Origin of the sequence: Moorena producens 3L (genome assembly GCF_000211815.1) — a bacterium.
Lineage (GTDB): Bacteria > Cyanobacteriota > Cyanobacteriia > Cyanobacteriales > Coleofasciculaceae > Moorena > Moorena producens.
On the sequence record NZ_GL890874.1, the window covers coordinates 65,875 to 84,272 of the forward strand.

General features: G+C 42.6%; 10 protein-coding genes and 2 pseudogenes. 3 read left to right on the forward strand and 9 right to left on the reverse strand.

Features of this window, described 5'->3' with window-relative positions; all coding sequences use genetic code 11:
* A pseudogene (locus tag LYNGBM3L_RS36350) lies at window positions 1–205 on the reverse strand (ABC transporter permease); the annotation flags it as partial.
* On the opposite strand from LYNGBM3L_RS36350, the gene LYNGBM3L_RS43370 reads away from it, so the two are divergent.
* A complete protein-coding gene (locus tag LYNGBM3L_RS43370; RefSeq protein WP_008183240.1) occupies window positions 204–416 on the forward strand; it encodes a hypothetical protein in 213 nt (70 codons plus the stop codon). The pseudogene LYNGBM3L_RS36350 and the gene LYNGBM3L_RS43370 overlap by 2 nt on opposite strands.
* Before the next feature lie 74 nt (window positions 417–490).
* On the opposite strand, the gene LYNGBM3L_RS12385 is transcribed toward LYNGBM3L_RS43370, so the two are convergent.
* From LYNGBM3L_RS12385 to hpsE, 3 genes are all read right to left on the reverse strand, one after another.
* Window positions 491–1,474: a glycosyltransferase gene (locus tag LYNGBM3L_RS12385; RefSeq protein WP_008183241.1), complete on the reverse strand. Its 984-nt coding sequence runs from the start codon at window positions 1,472–1,474 to the stop codon at window positions 491–493.
* A 1-nt stretch (window position 1,475) separates the two neighbouring features.
* Window positions 1,476–2,471 (reverse strand): glycosyltransferase family 2 protein, encoded by a 996-nt coding sequence (locus tag LYNGBM3L_RS40485; RefSeq protein WP_008183243.1) that lies wholly within the window; start codon window positions 2,469–2,471, stop codon window positions 1,476–1,478.
* A 434-nt stretch (window positions 2,472–2,905) separates the two neighbouring features.
* The gene (gene hpsE, locus LYNGBM3L_RS12395; RefSeq protein WP_008183253.1) at window positions 2,906–3,868 is read right to left on the reverse strand and encodes a hormogonium polysaccharide biosynthesis glycosyltransferase HpsE; all 963 of its coding nucleotides are present in this window, start codon (window positions 3,866–3,868) and stop codon (window positions 2,906–2,908) included.
* Window positions 3,869–4,219: 351 nt separating this feature from the next.
* Here hpsE and LYNGBM3L_RS12400 point away from each other — a divergent pair, with 351 nt between their 5' ends.
* Together LYNGBM3L_RS12400 and LYNGBM3L_RS12405 are read left to right on the forward strand one after the other, a co-directional pair.
* Window positions 4,220–5,776 carry a zinc ribbon domain-containing protein gene (locus LYNGBM3L_RS12400; RefSeq protein WP_008183255.1) on the forward strand — a complete coding sequence of 519 codons (1,557 nt, stop codon included), beginning with the start codon at window positions 4,220–4,222 and terminating at the stop codon, window positions 5,774–5,776.
* Between the two features lie 364 nt (window positions 5,777–6,140).
* Complete coding sequence (locus LYNGBM3L_RS12405; protein ID WP_044492912.1) at window positions 6,141–7,781, forward strand: MBOAT family O-acyltransferase; 1,641 nt, start codon at window positions 6,141–6,143, stop codon at window positions 7,779–7,781.
* A gap of 247 nt (window positions 7,782–8,028) precedes the next feature.
* On the opposite strand, the gene clpB is transcribed toward LYNGBM3L_RS12405, so the two are convergent.
* From clpB to LYNGBM3L_RS12430, 5 genes and pseudogenes are all read right to left on the reverse strand, one after another.
* Window positions 8,029–10,701 carry an ATP-dependent chaperone ClpB gene (gene clpB / locus LYNGBM3L_RS12410; protein ID WP_008183260.1) on the reverse strand — a complete coding sequence of 891 codons (2,673 nt, stop codon included), beginning with the start codon at window positions 10,699–10,701 and terminating at the stop codon, window positions 8,029–8,031.
* Window positions 10,702–11,036: 335 nt separating this feature from the next.
* The gene (locus LYNGBM3L_RS12415) at window positions 11,037–11,909 is read right to left on the reverse strand and encodes a helix-turn-helix domain-containing protein (RefSeq protein ID WP_008183262.1); all 873 of its coding nucleotides are present in this window, start codon (window positions 11,907–11,909) and stop codon (window positions 11,037–11,039) included.
* Between the two features lie 206 nt (window positions 11,910–12,115).
* Window positions 12,116–13,345, reverse strand: coding sequence for an RNA-guided endonuclease InsQ/TnpB family protein (locus LYNGBM3L_RS12420; RefSeq protein ID WP_008183265.1), 1,230 nt, complete (start codon window positions 13,343–13,345; stop codon window positions 12,116–12,118).
* Between the two features lie 803 nt (window positions 13,346–14,148).
* Window positions 14,149–15,201, reverse strand: a complete 1,053-nt coding sequence (locus LYNGBM3L_RS12425; RefSeq protein WP_008183267.1) for a ParA family protein — start codon at window positions 15,199–15,201, stop codon at window positions 14,149–14,151.
* A 1,404-nt stretch (window positions 15,202–16,605) separates the two neighbouring features.
* A pseudogene (locus LYNGBM3L_RS12430) lies at window positions 16,606–18,310 on the reverse strand (ArnT family glycosyltransferase).
* Window positions 18,311–18,398: the final 88 nt, after the last annotated feature.

Here is an 18,398-nt window from a genome sequence, read left to right on the forward strand (position 1 = left end):
GATTCGTTCCGGGGAAATTTTGGGATTTTTGCCTGAGGGTATCCAGAAAATCTCCTGGTGCAAACTGAATAATGGCAAAACTTAGAGCAGATGCCAACAGCAAGGTCAAAAGACCTTGCAACAGTCGCTTTACCACGTACAGAAAGGTCTCACTGGTGACCAGAAGTTTTAGTCTATGCCAAGCCCCATCAAACCGATTGATAATGCTAGAATCTCTAGTAGAAGAAGTCAATCGCTTCGCTCCAATTCAAAATTATCAATTAAAAATTCAAAATTATCCCATACCTGAATTCAGGGGGTTGTTTCCGGTGGAAACAATTGCCAATTATAAAGCTAGTCATTTTGTAAGCATTCAGCCGTCAGCCGTCAGCCGTCAGCCGTCAGCCGTTGGCCTATGGCTGATAGCTGATAGCTGATGCTGATAGCTGATAGCTGATAGCTGATAGCTGATAGCTGATAGCTGATAGCTAAATGCTTACGATGCACCCGTCTAAGGTTCTGTTCGTAGGTATCCAAGAATAGTGCTAGTATTCAACAATCTTGGAAATCGATTCAGTAAAGCAGTATACTGAGGAGCAGGTAATATAAGTAATAGGATAATTTTCAGCAATACTTTTAAGGTCACCTTTGTCAGTAAAAAGCTTGGATCATGTCTGAGGGCATGGCCAATAAATCGGAGTGCGGCTAGGGCTTTGTGTCGTTCTGGAAATGATTCAAAAGCCTTGAAAATTAGGTACTTATACAGGTTAGCTAGGCTGTGCTGTTTCAGATATTGTAGAGAATCAGGAGCACTAGCAAAGGCTCGTTCAATTACTTGTAAGCAACCTGCTTCCATCTTGGCAGTATCAGAAGAGGCGGAATTAGCCGAGACTTGATATAAAATGTGTGGGTATGGTACAGCGACAAAGGGATAACGAGCCGCCAGCCGCAGCCACATATCCCAATCTTCTGCCTGGGTTAGGGATTCATCAAATTGACCAACTGTGTCAAATGCTTTCCTACGAATTAGGACGTTAGAACCATTTTCAAAAAAATCTGTTAGCAACAGCTGAGGATAAACATTACCATTGAGAGTGATATGGTTACCTCGCCGCAAAAACTGACCTGATTCATCAATGTAATCTGTCCAACTATAGGCAACGGCGGCTTGGGGGTTTGCTTGTAAGGCGTTTAACTGGAACTCTAATTTATCCGGATGCCAGAGATCATCGGCATCTAGGAACGCAATATAGTCCCCTGAAGCATGGGATAGTCCACGATTACGAGCTCGGTTGACACCCGCATTGGGATAGGAAAAAATTTTTAAGCGAGCATCTTTGATACTAGAAATTATTTCCCCTGTCGAGTCTTGGGAGCCATCATCAATGACAAGTATTTCAAAATCCGTAAATGTCTGATTTAAAACCGATTCAATCGTCTGTTTGATAGTTTGTTCGTCATTATAAACTGGTATAATTATAGATATTAAAACCATATTATATTGACTTAGTTCTGTAGTTGATTAGCCCCTGAATAGTTTCTTCTGGAGCATTTTGCTGCTTCAAATAGTTTTTGAGAGTTGTTTCAGTTTTACTCAATAGTAAAAAATCACTGACTAACAGTTTAATAACTTGCCTAACATATAAAATAGCATACCTCCAGAAAGGGACATGTTGTGAGTCTTGATAAATTATATTGACCATATGCCAGATATTATAATTTGACTTTAAATTAGTGAATCCTTTCAAAATTTTGATTCTTTTGGCTGTATTCGGTTGGAGATACCATTGTAGTAGAGGGGGCATATAACGAATCAAGTCATTTAAATTATAATCAGTAGTGGCTTGGAGCTTACTTGACAAAATTACATTAAATCCTGATTTATTAGCACGACTAACAAACTCAAAGTCACCGCCGTAATGCCGGAATCTATCAGCATCTGGAAACCCAAGTTTATCGACGACTACTCTGGGGATGATAGCTAGATTACCATTTAGGGTATCGACTGACCTAGCCTCTGCTGTAGCAAAATAATCCATACTCCGAATTGGCTGTTTTTTATGCATTCCACTGAACACAATCCAATCGGAATAGGTTTTATCCCGGACAATACCCCCAACAATAGTCTTCTGGTACAGTGGAGACTGACAAATGTCAATCAGGTTGTTCAGGAAATTGTCTGACAGAGAAATATCATCATTTAGCCACACTAGGTAATCGGAGTCTAATTTATCTATGGCATAGTTCATCCCCATACAAATCGCACCTGTCCACCAAAGATTGCCATCTCCTTCAATTAAGTAAACATTTGGAAATTCACTTCTAATCATGTCTGGTGTACCATCTGTGGAACCATCATCTACTATGATGACTGAGATAACTGAGATATTATCGGTATTTGCTTGAGGAATTTGCTGAAAAATTTGACTCAGAATATTCTGAGTATAGTGTTGCCTATTTCTAACTGGAATAATTAAGGATATTTGGGTCATGATAGCAAAGGGAATAGGGAATAGGGAATAGGGAGTCGGGAGTCGGGAGTCGGGAGTCGGGAGTCGGGAGTCGGGAGTCGGGAGTCGGGAGTCGGGAGTCGGGAGTCGGGAGTCGGGAGTCGGGAGTCGGGAGTCGGGAGTCGGGAGTCGGGAGTCGGGAGTCGGGAGTCGGGAGTCGGGAGTCGGGAGTCGGGAGCAGAAAAAAAATCTGAAAAATACTGTTATTTAGTAAGCATTTAGCCGTCAGTTGTCAGGCGTTAGTTTAAAATAAACCTATGCAGGCCTATGGCCACGCTATGGGAACGGGACAATTTAATAGTTCGAGATTTTAGAGAATTGAAAGTCTGGAGATTTGCCCATCAAAGCATTAAGCTGATAGCTGATAGCTGATAGCTGATAGCTGATAGCTGATAGCTGATAGCTGATAACTTAGGTTATTTATTATAAGGATTGTGTAAAAGCTTTCTAATAGTAAAAAATGGACTGAGGAAACTGCCCCAGAAGAATTCTAGTTGAAAGGCGGCAATGAGATTAGTTTTAAATTGTCCTCGATACTTAAGGAAATGTAGGATAAATCGGCGCAAATTTCCCAATAAGGTTCTGGTAATTACTATAGGCTTTTGCCAAAAGGTAGCATTAATCAGGCGGAGCTGACAGGTGGCTAAACCACAGCCACGAGCGAGAGTGAGTAAGTAATCTCTCTGAAGACGCCACTGGGGAATCTGATGATAGCTATGCATGGCGGGGTTATACCAAATTTCCCAACCTGCTTTGTACATATACAGCAATGGCTCATAATCATCTCCCTGGACGAATAATCCGGGCAGTTTGCCTGTCAAACTGGGACGAGGTGGCACACTATCGAGCCAAGCTTGTCTACGAACGACTAAGCTTGCCCCTGGGGGTAGTCTGATGTGTTCAGGTTGAAAGGGATGGGGGTTTGGTCCATGTTCCCGAATTGCCAGAAATTGCTTGATGGGTTCAAAATTTTCTGGGGGTTCGACTTCAAAATCACCGTGAATTTGACCACTGTAGGCTCCTGCCTTAGGATACTCTTGACCAAAGCCATAGGCCGCAGCAATCCAGTTGGGATCAGGTAAATTGTCATCATCTAAAAAACCGATTAATTCACCTTTAGCCTCCTGGACAGCTCGCAACCTGGCAAATGCTGATCCTTGTTCGAGTTCAAAACAATATCTTAAGGGGACAGATACATCCCAATTGCTTTGATAGTTCTGAATAACTTGGGCAGTATCATCGCTACTATTGTTGTCAACGACAATAATTTCCCAACTGATCGGGTTTAGGAAAGTTTGCGATCGCAGTCCCTGGAGCAGTAATGGTAAACGCTTCGCCCCATTATAGGTCGGAATCGCTACAGTGAAGTCAACAGACATAGAACTAGCTCATTTGGCTTTGTTAGGAAATCACCACAAATTGGCCAATTTGGCTCAACTAAGAGAACCATAATTTGATATCCTGAGATATCGTGATTGGTGATTTGAGATTGATGGAGAGAACCTCCTTCACCCACTCAATCATAATTATGATCAAATAAACAACTCTATTTTCCTAGAATTCAAGGGCGATCTCATTGGCCAGCATGGGTGAACTTACCCATATAACTCGTGGTCTAACGTTCAAACCCCTTAAACCCGGGACAAAACCGGATTTAGTGTTACAAATCAGACATTGACGTTTGGCTAGCGCTAGAGTATAACTAAAATATTAGGACTTAACCATTGACGATGCCCAAAGAAATAGGAGCAACCAAGAAAATATCGACTCAGATTGTCCCCGTAGTGGGGATGACTAAGTCAATTGAACTTGAGTTGTTCTCTATTATGAAAAAGCTAAAAGTCGTCAGGGCAGAGTCTTACAATAAGCTAGGCAGCATAAATCACTGGGGGATGGACTGGAAGAAGGCTATCCCTGAAATTAAGAGTTTTAGAACTCCCGATACCTTAGGGTTGCCTGCCAAGCTAATGGATTGGACAATCAACGACTGTGCAAAAGCCATAACAGCCCAACAGGCAGCTTGTTCTGCTGCTGTAATAAAAAAGATATACAACAGATTCTCAGGAAAAGAGAATCAAAAGACTAGGAAAGAGCTTTGTAAGAAGCTTAAGACTTTAGAGTTTCTGAATGTTCCACTTTTACACAGGCTGGTTAGAAAGGAATTTCAAAGAGGTCATTCTTGGGTTGATCACCAAATTGTTTATCAGCAGGCAGGGTACAAATGCCAAAGACTCTCTCGTAACACCTATCAACTAGAACTAGCCGGGTTAACAAAGGGTAAAAGGAACAAGGTAATTGTTAGAAGCAATCGAAAAATAAAAGGCCAGATTAGACTGGTATACAACCGGTTGTTGCCAAGGTTTGAGGTTCATTTTTTAGTTAATCATGGAAAGGTAAAAGCCATTGTTGAACGCCGCCATGTAGGGGTAGACAAGGGCTACACGGAAGCTTTCTATGATTCAGATGGCCAAGTTCACGGAAAGGGATTAGGAAAGGCCATCACCAAAAAATCTGACCGTATCTGTGCTAAAAGTCGAAACAGAGGGAAGCTTTGGGCTCTTCATAGAAAGCTTGAGAAAATTGACCCAGCTAAGTCGGCTCGAATATTAGAGAACAACCTAAGCCGAAAAACTGAGAATCGACGATACAGGAAAAATCAATCAGAACTCACAGCTAGAGTAGGAGCCGCCTCTAAATCTCTTTTTGATGGGAAACCATTGAAAGTATTTGCTGTTCGCGAAGCGTGGCCAACGGCCTTAGATTTGACACAACCGTTTAAAAATAAACGCCAGTCCAAAGCCATGTCCCGCCAACTTAATAGTTGGATCAAAGGAGTAATCAGGGACTCTTTGCAAAAATGGGCTAATTGGACTGGGTCGGTTGTTATAGAAGTCCAGCCTAGTTACACGTCGCAACTTGACTCCGTGACTGGAACCCTGCTAGGGAAAAGAAACGGGGACATTTTTACCAGATTTGATGGGGTCGTGTTACAGGCTGACCACAATGCTGCTAAAAACATCCTTGATCGAGGTACAGACAAGGAGATTTCTCGGTACTCTTCTAGAGCTGAGGTTCAATCAGTGTTGTTGCGTCGTACCGCGCGTTTCTTGGGAGGTATGGGACTGAGTTTAGCTGACGCAGTCGAGCTGGGATGGCTTGATTCTAAGCATACTACAACTCAGGCTTTTAAGAAACTCCTGGTCGAGATGCCAGGAACGTCCAGAAAGACAGGTGGCAGGCTCAACTCCAATTGCCGCACTTACCACCTCTCACTCGGACAACAATAGATTGCACCTTGACCGGCTTATTCGGGTTTGTCCCAACTAATCCCGGTTTAAGAGTATCTCTAGACAAGGTAAGGGACATGCAGGGTGTTTACAAATTATTTTCCCTTACCCAAAAACCTTTGAGATGGACGTCATTAGCTAGAGCCATTGACTAGCAGAAGGTAAGGGAGATGCAGGGTGTTTATAAAATTATTTTCCCTTATCCAAAAATTTTTTGAGTGTTGACCGTTGACTATTTAGTGTTGACTGTTGACTGTTTTTGTTTGACTATTTAGTGTTAACTATTTATTATATAATATTGATTATTGACTGTTAATAAACAGCAATATTGCTAGCATTTCCTACTTACCAAGAGTCATCTACCGTGTTATTCAACTCATACGCTTTCATCTTCGGCTTTCTTCCCATTACCCTGGTGGTTTTTTTTGGCTTAAGTCGCTTCCGTTTGGTTAAAGCTACCTGGGTATGGATGACGTTAGCATCCCTATTTTTTTATGGTTATTGGAAAATTGCTTATCTGCCTCTGCTCCTAATTTCAATTAGTGGTAACTATGTCATTGGCAAACAGATAGAGAAGCTAGTAATTTTGTTAGAAGAAGGAAGTGGAGAGGATAGTCCGGCTCCCACGACCGTGAATAACATGTCGATCAGCTTCAGAGGAAGAGGGGAAGGAGAGGAAGGAAATTTAGCTGTAATTTCTCCCAATAAAAACAATAACATCTCAAACCTAGTTTCCAAAGTAGTTAGTTATAAACAGCAAACTAAACTCCTGCTTTGGATAGGAATTTGCTTTAACCTAGCGATTTTGGGCTATTTCAAATATGCTAACTTTTTCGTAGATTCATTAAACCATATTTTTGGGACAAATATCACTATTCCTACCATCTTACTTCCCTTAGCGATTTCTTTTTATAGCTTTACCCAAATTGCCTATATTGTTGATGCTTATCGTGGGGAAACGAAAAAGTGTAGGTATAATTTTATGACCTATAGCCTGTTTGTGTCTTTCTTTCCCCAACTCATAGCCGGTCCAATTCTCCGTTACGATGAACTATTGCCCCAGTTTGAGAAGTTACGCAATAGCCTGTTTTCCTGGAAAAACATGGGAATGGGGCTAAGCCTATTTATCCTAGGCTTAGGTAAAAAAGTTGCGATCGCAGATAATCTATCCCCCTGGGTAGCCACTATTTTTAACAATAGTGACCAACTCAGCTTTGTAGAAGCCTGGGTGGGAGCATTGAGTTATACCTTTCAACTGTATTTCGATTTTTCCGGCTACTCTGACATGGCAATTGGCTTAGGGTTAATCACAAATATCCGCCTACCGATTAACTTTAATTCCCCCTACAAAGCGAGATCTATCAGTGACTTCTGGCGACGTTGGCACATCACTTTATCCAATTTTCTCCGGGATTACCTCTATATTCCTCTTGGTGGTAATCGTCGCGGTCGTCTACGTCAATATGGTAACTTATTAGCTACAATGCTTCTCGGAGGATTGTGGCATGGTGCTGGCTGGACATTTGTGATTTGGGGGGGACTCCATGGCTTATTTCTGGTGATTAATCACAGGTGGCGGCAAATGAAGCTATCGATGCCAAAAATTCTAGCCTGGATGCTGACATTTTTAGCAGTGGTGAGTACGTGGGTATTGTTTCGGGCAACGAGTATTAGTGAAGGTCTAGGAATATTACAGGCAATGGTAGGACTCAAGGGGGTTATCTTGCCTACTACTTATCAAAATACCTTGGGTTGGTTAACCCCCTTAGGCATCCAATTTCAGGAGTGGCAAGATATGAAACGTCTTCTGCCACCTATAGGGTTAGAAAAGACCTTCATGGTACTCTTCGGACTAATCCTAGGGGTTACCTTTTTGCCTAATACCCAGCAAATCATGAAACACTTCAAGCCTAGCTGGTACTGGGCCACAGCTATTGGCTTAATCGCTACATTTTGCCTACTATCTCTTAACCGAGTTTCCGAATTTCTTTACTTCCAGTTTTAAGGTGAGCTATCAGCTTAAGCGCTACGCGCACGCTACGCGAACAGCTATCAGCCATTCCCGTAGCGTGGCCAAGGCTGACGGCTGACCGCTGACCGCTGAATGCTTACGTTTTACTGAGATCTTGCACCATTGTCATTAATCTTCGGGTGGGCAGTGCCTACCAACGTGGTTTGCAAGCTTCATTATCTGTCTGGTGCACTGCCCACCCTACATGAACTCCTCCCTCTTCCCAAAGGGATGCCTAATCTTAAGTAACAGCTGGAACAGCTGATTCACTAGCTGTTACTGGTTTAGTGGGTGCTTTATTACTAAATGTCAGCCCTTGATCTCCACAATCAATGAAAATGGTATCCCCTTCGATAAACATATTTTCTAAAATCTTAGTAGCAATGGGATTTTCTAACTCTCGCTGAATTGCCCGCTTCAAGGGACGAGCACCATAGACGGGGTCATATCCAGCGTCGGTGAGATAATCCTGAGCTTGCTCGGACATTTCCAGGGTAATCTTTTGCTCTGCCAACAGCCGCTCAATCCGTTTGAGTTGAATCCCGACAATTTTCCGCAATTCATCCCGGGTTAGGGTATGGAATATGATCACATCATCGACCCGGTTCACAAATTCTGGGCGAAAATGCGATCGCAAAGACTCCGTCACTCGTTTGCGCATTTCCTCATACTGGGAATCATCCCCAGCTACTCCCAAAATATGCTCACTGCCAATATTGCTGGTCATGACAATAATGGTATTCCGGAAATCGACGGTTCTGCCTTGGGAGTCGGTAATTCGTCCGTCGTCAAGTACCTGTAACAAAATGTTAAATACATCCCGGTGTGCCTTTTCCACCTCATCGAGCAATACTACTGAGTAAGGACGCCTACGCACGGACTCTGACAGTTGTCCTCCTTCTTCATACCCTACATATCCTGGTGGGGCACCTACTAACCGAGAAACTGCGTGTTTCTCCATATACTCGGACATATCAATCCGCACCAGAGCTTCTTCACTGTCAAACAGAAACTGTGCCAACGCTCTAGCTAATTCGGTTTTACCGACCCCAGTTGGTCCCATAAACAAGAAGGAACCAATGGGACGCCCGGGATCTTTCATCCCTGCTCTAGCACGACGAATGGCAGCAGCTACAGCAGAAACGGCTTCTGTTTGCCCAATCACCCGTTTATGTAAATGTCCTTCGAGCTGTAATAACTTCTGGCGCTCTGATTCCAGCAATCGCTTCAGGGGAATACCGGTCCATTTAGCCACAATTTCAGCAATATCGGATTCACTGACTTGTTCTCGCAACAGAGCACTACCCCCGGATTGGAGTTCCAACATCATACTCTCTTTAGCTTCCCGGTCCCGCTGTAAAGCTTCTAATTTGCCATATTTTAGCTGGGCTGCCTTATTGAGGTCATAATTGCGTTCCGCTTGTTCCACTTGTACCCTTAACTGTTCTTCCTCCTCTTTTAAGGCACTGATGTCTTGTAACAGTTGCTTTTCCGATTGCCATTGTTTATTGAGTTGTTCCTGTTTTCCCCGTAAAACCACAATTTCCTTTTCAATGCGCTCTAACCGTTCCTGGGCAGAACTATAGGTGGCGGAGGTGGTACTGGTTCGCTTATCTTCCCCTTCTAGAGATAACTTTTCCATTTCCAGCTGCATCAGCCTGCGGTCAGTAGCTTCCAATTCCACTGGCTTGGAGGTAATTTCCATTTTGATTTTGGCTGCGGCCTCATCCACCAAATCAATAGCTTTATCGGGTAAAAATCGGTCAGTAATGTAGCGCTGGGATAAGGTAGCTGCTGCTACCAAGGCTGAGTCGGTTATATTAACCCCATGATGGACTTCATAGCGTTCTTTGAGTCCCCGCAAAATAGAAATGGTGTCTTCTACAGTTGGTTGCTTAACATAGACTTGCTGAAACCTACGTTCTAGAGCAGCATCCTTTTCAATATGCTTGCGGTATTCATCAAGGGTAGTTGCTCCAATACAACGCAATTCTCCCCGAGCTAGCATTGGTTTGAGTAAATTCCCTGCATCCATAGTGCCACCGCTAGCACCAGCTCCGACTACGGTGTGCAATTCATCGATAAACAGGACAATTTGACCATCTGAGTGGGTCACTTCCCTAAGCACAGCTCTAAGTCGGTCTTCAAATTCTCCCCGATATTTAGCACCTGCAATCAAGCTGCCCATATCTAAGGAAATCAGCTGGCGGTTTTTGAGGGATTCTGGGACATCCCCATTCACAATTCGTTGGGCTAGTCCTTCTGCGATCGCAGTTTTTCCTACCCCTGGCTCTCCAATCAACACGGGGTTATTTTTCGACCGACGAGATAGCACCTGAACCACCCGACGAATTTCCTCATCCCGACCAATCACTGGGTCAAGTTTTCCGGCTTGAGCGGCTTCGGTCAAATCCCGTCCGTACTTTTCCAATGCTTCGTAACGGGATTCGGGATTTTGGTCTGTGACCTTTTGAGAGCCTCGGATGGCTTTAATGGCCTCTTCGAGCTTGGCGGCATCCTGGTTATGGGTTTTGAGCAAGCGGCGTCCTACCCGTTCATCCACCGCTAAACCCAGTAACAGATGTTCTACTGCAATATACTCATCCTCCAAAGTCTTGCGATAGGCTTCCGCATTATCGAGCATCACATCCAAACCACGACCCAGGTACAATTGGTCTAGGTTAGCGACCTTAGGTTGGCGCGTCGCAAAATTTTCCAGTTGTTGCTGAAACCGGTTAACATCAACAGTGACACGGGATAGAATCCGATTGGGTAGCCCATCTTGTTCCAACAATGCGATCGCAACGTGTTCGACTTCCAGCTGTTGATTTTTGCAGCGACGGGCGACATCTTGAGATTTAACAATCGCTTCCCAGGCTTTATCTGTAAACTTGTTGGCGTCAGTGGGCTGCATATCCTACAACAAATCTCGCTTTTTTACCATCTATGCTGTGGTTAGTATAGCAATCCCTTTCACCCTCTATCCGGAAAGTCTGGCTTGAAATTCATCAATGGTAGATTTTGATTGGTAAGCATATGCGCTACGCGCAGGCTACGCCAACAGCTATCAGCCCTTAGCCGTCAGCTAATCAACGGTCGGTAGTAAACAAGCTGGGGGGTACTGCTACGGCTGGTTAAAAATCCCTGCTGGTTTTACTCATCCTTAAAGCACCTGATAGCACCTCAAGTAGCGCATTAGCTTATAACTGACGGCTGAACGCACACGCGTGCGCGTAGCGCATATGCTTACTAATGTGCTCTGTATGCTTTCGGTGTCATGCCGGTAAATTCTCGAAACTTTTTGCTTAAGTGGCTGTGGCTGTTGAAGCCACACTCTAAGGCAATGTCTACAATTAATCGGTCTTTTTGTTTCAACAACTGCTTCGCCCGTTCTACCCGTTGCTGTATCAAGTATTGGTAGGGAGAGATGCCAATTGACTGCTTAAATAGACGGCTGAAATGGAATTGGCTCATGTCTAGCAATCGAGCTAATTCTGCCAGTTTAATATCTCGCTCTAAATATGTATCAATGTAATCTATAATTTGCTGCAGTTGACGCAGGGGTAAGCCACCCTCGTAAATTGGCAACTGAGGTTTGGTAGCTGCGTGTTGCCTCAGTAAATTGACTGCCAAGACGTTAGCCAGAGAATCAATGTAAAGTGTGCTGCCTGAAGATTCCTGTTGAAGTTCAGTAAGTAGCATGATTGCGGACGCTTCAATCTGTGGATTGCGAATCCGAAATTCTGGCAGTAATTCTAGCCGATCGGGATTCTGTTCAAGGCTTTCTCTAGCAACACTTTGAATAAACTGAGATTTCAGCCGAATCTGCAAGTAATTATCATCACTGTCCCACCGAGCAAAAAACGGTGTCTTGGCAGGGGTAATGGACATGTCTCCTTTTTTATACAGCCCTGTGTAGCTCTTGCCTGCCTGAATTTGTAGCAAGCGAACGGGACGAGGAGCAAGGGAGATAGAAAGGGTATGCTCATCATTGTAATGACAATTTCCCTCTCCAGCAGGATGTTGGAAGTGTTGGACTCGAATATTTTCCCAGCTTTGAGTTTGGCGAGACTTCTGGGATAAGCCATTGGTTTCAGCCTGTTGGATAGCAGGATTTTTCATCATCCAAGTCCAGTGCGTCTAGTTCTGATTATATTCAGGTTGCGGCGGTTTCCAGCAAAAACGTGAAAAGCGATAGCAAGATTGTGATAGTACCACAAGAATTAGATAGCTGAGCATCAATTGCCTTTCTAAGCTGTAAGGGTGATTGTTCAGGAGCAAGTCTAAATAAGATGAATATACTTATTTGTGACTACTCCCACATCAAATCAAAGATTATGATGTGGGCTTCTCAAATTCACAAATGAGACTTGCTGTTCCTCAATATCCTGTATTGATTTACCGCAGCCATTGAGCGGCAGTCCAACCGCCAATAATCCACGATTCAAAATGTTGATACCACTGTTCCAATCACGTTCGCGCAGCGTCGGCTTCGCCGAATCGATTTTGATATTACAGCTCGAACAACAATGAACGCGATCGCTTAAACTTTTCTCGACCCTGGAACCGCAATTAAAACACTCAATGCTTGTACCTCGTGGGTTGACTTCCTGGACTAACAAACCGCGTTTGACCGCCACTGCTTGTAATATCTCCAAAAAAGCTCCCCAAGCTGCATCATGTATTGACTTTGCTAACCTAGTTCGAGCCAGCCCTTTGATGTTTAAATTTTCGTGAGAAATTAGGTCGTACTTACCGCACAACCAATGAGCAACCTGATAATGAAACTCTTTCCGACAACGAGTCAGATAAAGGTGCATTAAGGCTACTTTGTGCTTGGCTTTTTTCCAGTTATTAGAGCCCAATACACGGCGCGACATTGCTTTTTGAGCTTGAGCCAGCTTATCCTGAGCTTTTCTGTAAAACTGCGGGATAGGTACCGCCTCGCCATCGGAAGTAGTCAAAAACTTTTCTAGCCCAACATCAATTCCGACGGCAGACTTGACAGAGCCAATAGGCAAAAGTTCGGGAACTGTATCATCTTTCATTGAGATACAGCAATACCAGCCATCGGCCTTCTTGACAATAGTGCATTGCTTAAGGGTAAAGCCAATGGGTAATGACCGATGCATTACGACAGGTATTGACCCAATTCGGCTTAGTTTTAAGATCCCATCAGCCAGGTGTGCTCCCGCCTTTGAACTATTTATCCTAGGAAAAACGAATGATCGAAGTTCTCCCGCTTTCTTGAATCGAGGTCTACCACCACGTTTACCATTAGCGTCAGGCTTCCTCCATCTATCCCACGCTTTATTGAGTCGTTGCAAGTTGACTTGCTGAGTTTCTGCATAGATTTGCTTGTACTCAGGAAACAGTCGCTTAGTTTCCTTGAGAGCCGCTTGTTGAGTGTAATAGTTAACCGGTTCTGGGATCTCACCGATCGGCTCACTGATTAAGCTACATCTATCAATCGGGGAACGAGTCCGATTGAGCCAATCAAGCCGTTGTCCTAAAGCATAATTCCAATGACGGCGTAACAGTTCAAGCCACCTTTCCATGATGGCTATCTGTTCGGGACTTGGTTTGATTTTGTAGCAGTACGTTAATATCACTATGCTATTGTACCACTTACGTTCGCGAAGCGTGGCCTCTGGCCAATCTGTTGAGAACTTCAAGACGCTCTCGGGCAATTCCCCGGAGACGAAACCTTAGACAGGCTCGCCTTTATAAGCGACAGTCTGTGAGTCATAAGTTTAAGTTATATGAAATAAGGCGAGTCTGTCTTACGGTAACTTCTAACCCGTTAAATCGGAGATTATAACGGGAGACCCCTTACCCGTTTAAGTTGGCAGCGATGCTGTTTACAATTTCGCTTTGCGTTCGCCCTTAGGCGGGCTTAGACAAAAACAGAGTCAAAAATGACTTAAAACCTATACAGGGAAAGAGTTTTAGCTCAAATGAGCATCAATCAAGCTATACTTGTGGTTCCAGCTCTTTTTAGTTAATCGACCTCTTTTCCTTACCTGAACTCCTTTTCAGCACCTTTTGAGGCTAGAAAATGCTAAGTCCTACTACCGAAGTTGGTAGGGGTTCTACAGGGAGTGCTGAATGGTGGTTTTCTGAACAGAAGTTGAGGTTATCTCTATTATGCTTGTCGTGAAATTTACTCATCTAGATACGTTTGAGCAGCGTGAGCTTTTGATTTCTTATTGCACGATTTTTTACAACAGCCCTATCCAATTTTATTTTTCAGTTGTTTGAGCAAGATCTGAGGCTAAATTGTTTGCTTACACCATTCCTTTAACTGAACCGTAAATTAAAACATACCCTTTCAGTTTTATCATTAATAAATAAATTAATATTACAATCTACTTACTAAATCTAAGATGACTTTACTACATTTCTCTCGTTGATCTTTAGATACTTGAATTTTCTTGTCATAAACTTGGTAATTCGCTTTTTCAACCATTTTACTTAGGGGTAAACCTTGATTTGCCGCTACAACACCAGCGCTATTAAAATCTCTGAGTTCTATACTGTATTTTTTTTCAAATTCTTGTCGGTTTATATTACTATTTGAACTATCCGAAAATCTATTAGGATTTTTAGTATATTCTTCAAACATTTTTTGAATAGCTTTATTAGACAAAGCTTTAAAGGCGTGGGCTGCTCCTATTTTTTGAGTAAATCGATTCCCTAGTAAAAGAGCTATCTTTGGCCTTTCCAAGGAATTCGATTTTACTTTTGATGCAAATGTATATTTTCCATAGACAGGATGTTCTTTTTCTGTTCCCCATATAAGGTTAAAAAGACCGGATATAGCATATATAGAAGAATCATCTGCATTAATCGGAACTATTAATTTTTCACCCCCTAGTATTGCAATTTGAGTGTAAATTGAAAAACTCGGATTGGTATCAATAAAGTATGTTGTTGGTTTATCATTAATCTGAATTTTAGTTAGTTTTTCTATAATAGTATGAATCGAACGCCAAGGATTATCAGAGCCAGATATTGGAGTTGCATCAGCTCTCTCTGAAAGAAGCGGCGCTATTAATTCTAAGTTTCCATCCCCAGACATTAAATATATATTATCTGTAAGCTGATCGTTTTTTTTATTTAATTGTAGTATATATTTACTAAGATCGTCAGTATTTAATTTCAAAACACAGTCTGTTAGATATCCTACAATTGTTTTGGGAGTATCTTTTGTGATTAATTCTTGTAATGATTCTTCTGCTTTCTCTCCTCCACCCATTAGCATCATTGATGAGTTGGCTTGAGGACACATATCAATTACAACGACATTTCTATCTGGATTTTTTTCAGCATAGACTGAAGATATATGAAATGTTATAGTACTTTTACCAACTCCACCCTTATTGTTCCATATTACATAGCTTGTATTTTTCATAAAATTATTATCCTTTGATTAAAGGAAAAAGTAAATTAATATTTTTTGATTTCTTGGTAGTTGTAAAGATGTAGTGATTTTGCTACATTTTCACCACTACCGAAACCCTTAAGTTTTGGCTTGGTATCAACTTGTTTTATATCCTGCTCAGGGCAAACGCATCTTATTTTTGTACATGCTGGCGTGGTGAGTATTTCAGGGATCGAGCCTGTTTTCAATCAATTGGTAAAACCCTTACTGGATAAGGGTTTTGTAATTTATATCCTTTGCCATGATATCCTGCTTTCCTTTCGTGGTAGTTGTTTGTAATGTGATTTTGTTTCCTATCATATCATCCTATCTTAACTGGGACGTTTTGCCTATGGGGCAGGTAGCCTACAGATATACACCTAACAATGTATTATCTTGTGCTGTCAAGGATATCTGAGTAAATAAGTGCGGTATCTCTTTACAATTCAGTATTATTGATTGACTATTGTCATTAATTTTCATAAGGTAACGCTTAAAGGAAAGTCAGGTTTCCTTTCACTATAACTGTAACCTCTAGAGTAATGATAACCCAAGCTTTTTACTTTGATGACACTCACCAGCTTAGGGTAAGCGCATCTTGTCAATAAACTGGGGGTACTTCTCAATAAACCCAGTCTTATTGTGCTTATCGGGACTTAGACAAAAACAGAGTCAAAAATGCTTTCAAACCTATACATGGAAAGAGTTTTAGCGCAACTGAGTATCAATCCAGCTATACTTGTGGTTCCAGCTCTTTTTAGCTAATCGACCTCTTTTCGTTACCTGAAGTCCTTTTCAGTCCCTTTTGAGCCTAGAAAATGTCTAAGTACCATTAGGCGGGCACTTCGTGCCATCGCCCGGTGCAATTATGGTAATGAGTAACCAAGGAACACTCCCCTATCGGATCAGTGTATCCTAACAAGATAGATGATAATGGCATTTGCTTGGAAGTATGCATATTCCCAAGAAAATGTCAATACCCCTGATTACTTACCAACTAACCCCCTTGCGACTTGCTAGTATCTAGCGCCTAGAATAAAAGAAAGTAATCGATACTACAATTGTTCAAGAAACTTGACTACATCTGAGCCGCCAAAAAAATTAGTCATCAAAAAAATACCCCCGATTGAGCGCGCAAACCCCAAATCGCACTCAAGAGCGTCACTAATTCTGACGGTGAAGTTTTCGAGTGCCAAGACCAGATTATAGTAAAAGCGCCTTGGGGAAGTAGAGCTACTGCGGAGATTACAGCCTTGTATCAGGACGAGAGTGGCAATGCTTGGGCACAATATAAGCCAAGTGAATCTGACCCGAAGTGGGATTGGGAGGGAGGCTGTATCCGTGCAGAGCGACTGAGAAAAGCTTGAATCCCAGATCTATGACCGATTCGAGCGCTCAGCTAGGATAAGGCTTCACCATCTTAGTCGCCCAATACACATGAAAAACCTCTGTTACTGCTCCAGCCCTTCGAATCGGCACTGTCCCTATTTCCTGCATATCCTGAAAATAAGCTCGATAGCTATCTGTCAACTCTTGAAATCGCTCCAGAGTAAGGTATAATCCATCTTTACCCAACCATTGCTCAGGCTGGAACCAGACCATAAAACCACGCATATCCTCTCCCAAACAGGTAATTGGTGTAGAGGTCAGGGGAGTAATCGCCATCGCTACGATCCCACTGATATAAAACCCATTAGTAAAGACAAAGCTAGAGGTTTCTAATGCCTCACTCAGCACAGGAGACTGAGCAAATCCTTGTCGCAGTTGCTGAATATCAATCAGTTCTGTAGAGGGGTCATCCTTGGGAGAGACAAAACCCCCTAGTAAAGCATAGTGACCGGATTTTTGCAGTGTTCCTGTCGTGATATGCAGTAGCACAAACAATAATAGGCTAGCTATTGCTATGGCTGAACCCTTTAGCCATCGGTTAACCCAACCGCGCGATGACAGGAAGTGCCCGCCTAAAGGCGATCGCATTTGCCACTGTTGCGCCTGTTGCCCTAGTAGTAAGGTTATCCCCCAAAATCCTGGCATTGGCCAAGTGGGCAAAATTTGGTGATATCCTGCTAAGAGGGTAAAGCCTACAACTAGGGGTAGGGAGTACCCATAGGATCAATCTTGACTCCAATTTTGATGTCTTGCTATACCCGGTAAATTGAGTAAGTAGCGATCGCAAACTCACCCACCACATGGGCAATGCCATCGTAGGGAAAAGATAAGCTATTCCAGATAAAACTATCACTAATACATTTAGCCAATTGTAGCCCTGCTGAGGTACCTCTGGCTCTGGTTTAAAACGGGTGGATAAATGGAAAGTAAAGGATATCCAATCATGCTGTATATTCCAGTACCAAATTGGAAAAATAGTTATGATAAATAACATTAAACCTAGCCATGCCCAAGGTGACAATAATGCACAACGATGACGTGGACTCGTTAAGCAAAAACCAACTAATCCTAAGCCCAAAACAAAGCCATGATATTTACCTAGACAAGCTAAACCTACTAAAATACCTAGGATTGCTAACCGATAGCTAGGTCGGTATGAATCATAAATAGGGTTTAGGGTGTGGGGGTTAGGGTGTGGAGTATTGGAATATAAACTATTGGGTTGACTAGATAATTTTTTACTTAAATTTTTCCCTCTGAGGGTAAAAAATTCGTAAGCAGCACATAACAAACTAGCTGACCAGAAAAATATCAGGGGACTATCGGGTAGGGTAAGTACACCAAAGCCAATTTGAAAAATCGGAATAATGGTAGCGATCGCTAACGTTAATCTAGCCGCTTTGGTGTTAAATAGATGAGTGCTAGTCAGATACAGTAGCAATAGGCTACCTGTATACAAAATCAGGGAACCCAGACGAATGGTGAATTGGGAAACCTCTCCCGTTATCCAAGTACCAAAGCCAGTAGTCAGGGCAACTAAAACTGGGTGATCAAAATAACTCCAGTCTAGATGCAGGCTATAGACATAGTAATAGGCTTCATCAATACCAGGGTAAAGCCAAAAAGCAATGATACACCGAAACAGTAGCCCCCCTAGCAGCCAACCAAGTACAAATTGATGTTGAGACAACCTTTTCAGGGCGTTATGCATCATGTATAATAGCAGTTTTCAATGGGGTGAGGTACAAATTACTGGCTTTTAGGGAGCAGGAATCCCTTACAGGGGTAGGTTTTTTACA

Bases quoted from the DNA above. Each gene is read 5' to 3' on its own strand.
- clpB (WP_008183260.1), bottom strand. From the start codon at position 10,701: ATGCAGCCCACTGACGCCAACAAGTTTACAGATAAAGCCTGGGAAGCG.
- LYNGBM3L_RS12425 (WP_008183267.1), bottom strand. From the start codon at position 15,201: ATGAAAAATACAAGCTATGTAATATGGAACAATAAGGGTGGAGTTGGT.
- LYNGBM3L_RS12400 (WP_008183255.1), top strand. From the start codon at position 4,220: ATGCCCAAAGAAATAGGAGCAACCAAGAAAATATCGACTCAGATTGTC.
- LYNGBM3L_RS40485 (WP_008183243.1), bottom strand. From the start codon at position 2,471: ATGACCCAAATATCCTTAATTATTCCAGTTAGAAATAGGCAACACTAT.
- LYNGBM3L_RS12420 (WP_008183265.1), bottom strand. From the start codon at position 13,345: ATGGAAAGGTGGCTTGAACTGTTACGCCGTCATTGGAATTATGCTTTA.
- LYNGBM3L_RS12415 (WP_008183262.1), bottom strand. From the start codon at position 11,909: ATGAAAAATCCTGCTATCCAACAGGCTGAAACCAATGGCTTATCCCAG.
- LYNGBM3L_RS12385 (WP_008183241.1), bottom strand. From the start codon at position 1,474: ATGGTTTTAATATCTATAATTATACCAGTTTATAATGACGAACAAACT.
- LYNGBM3L_RS43370 (WP_008183240.1), top strand. From the start codon at position 204: ATGCTAGAATCTCTAGTAGAAGAAGTCAATCGCTTCGCTCCAATTCAA.
- hpsE (WP_008183253.1), bottom strand. From the start codon at position 3,868: ATGTCTGTTGACTTCACTGTAGCGATTCCGACCTATAATGGGGCGAAG.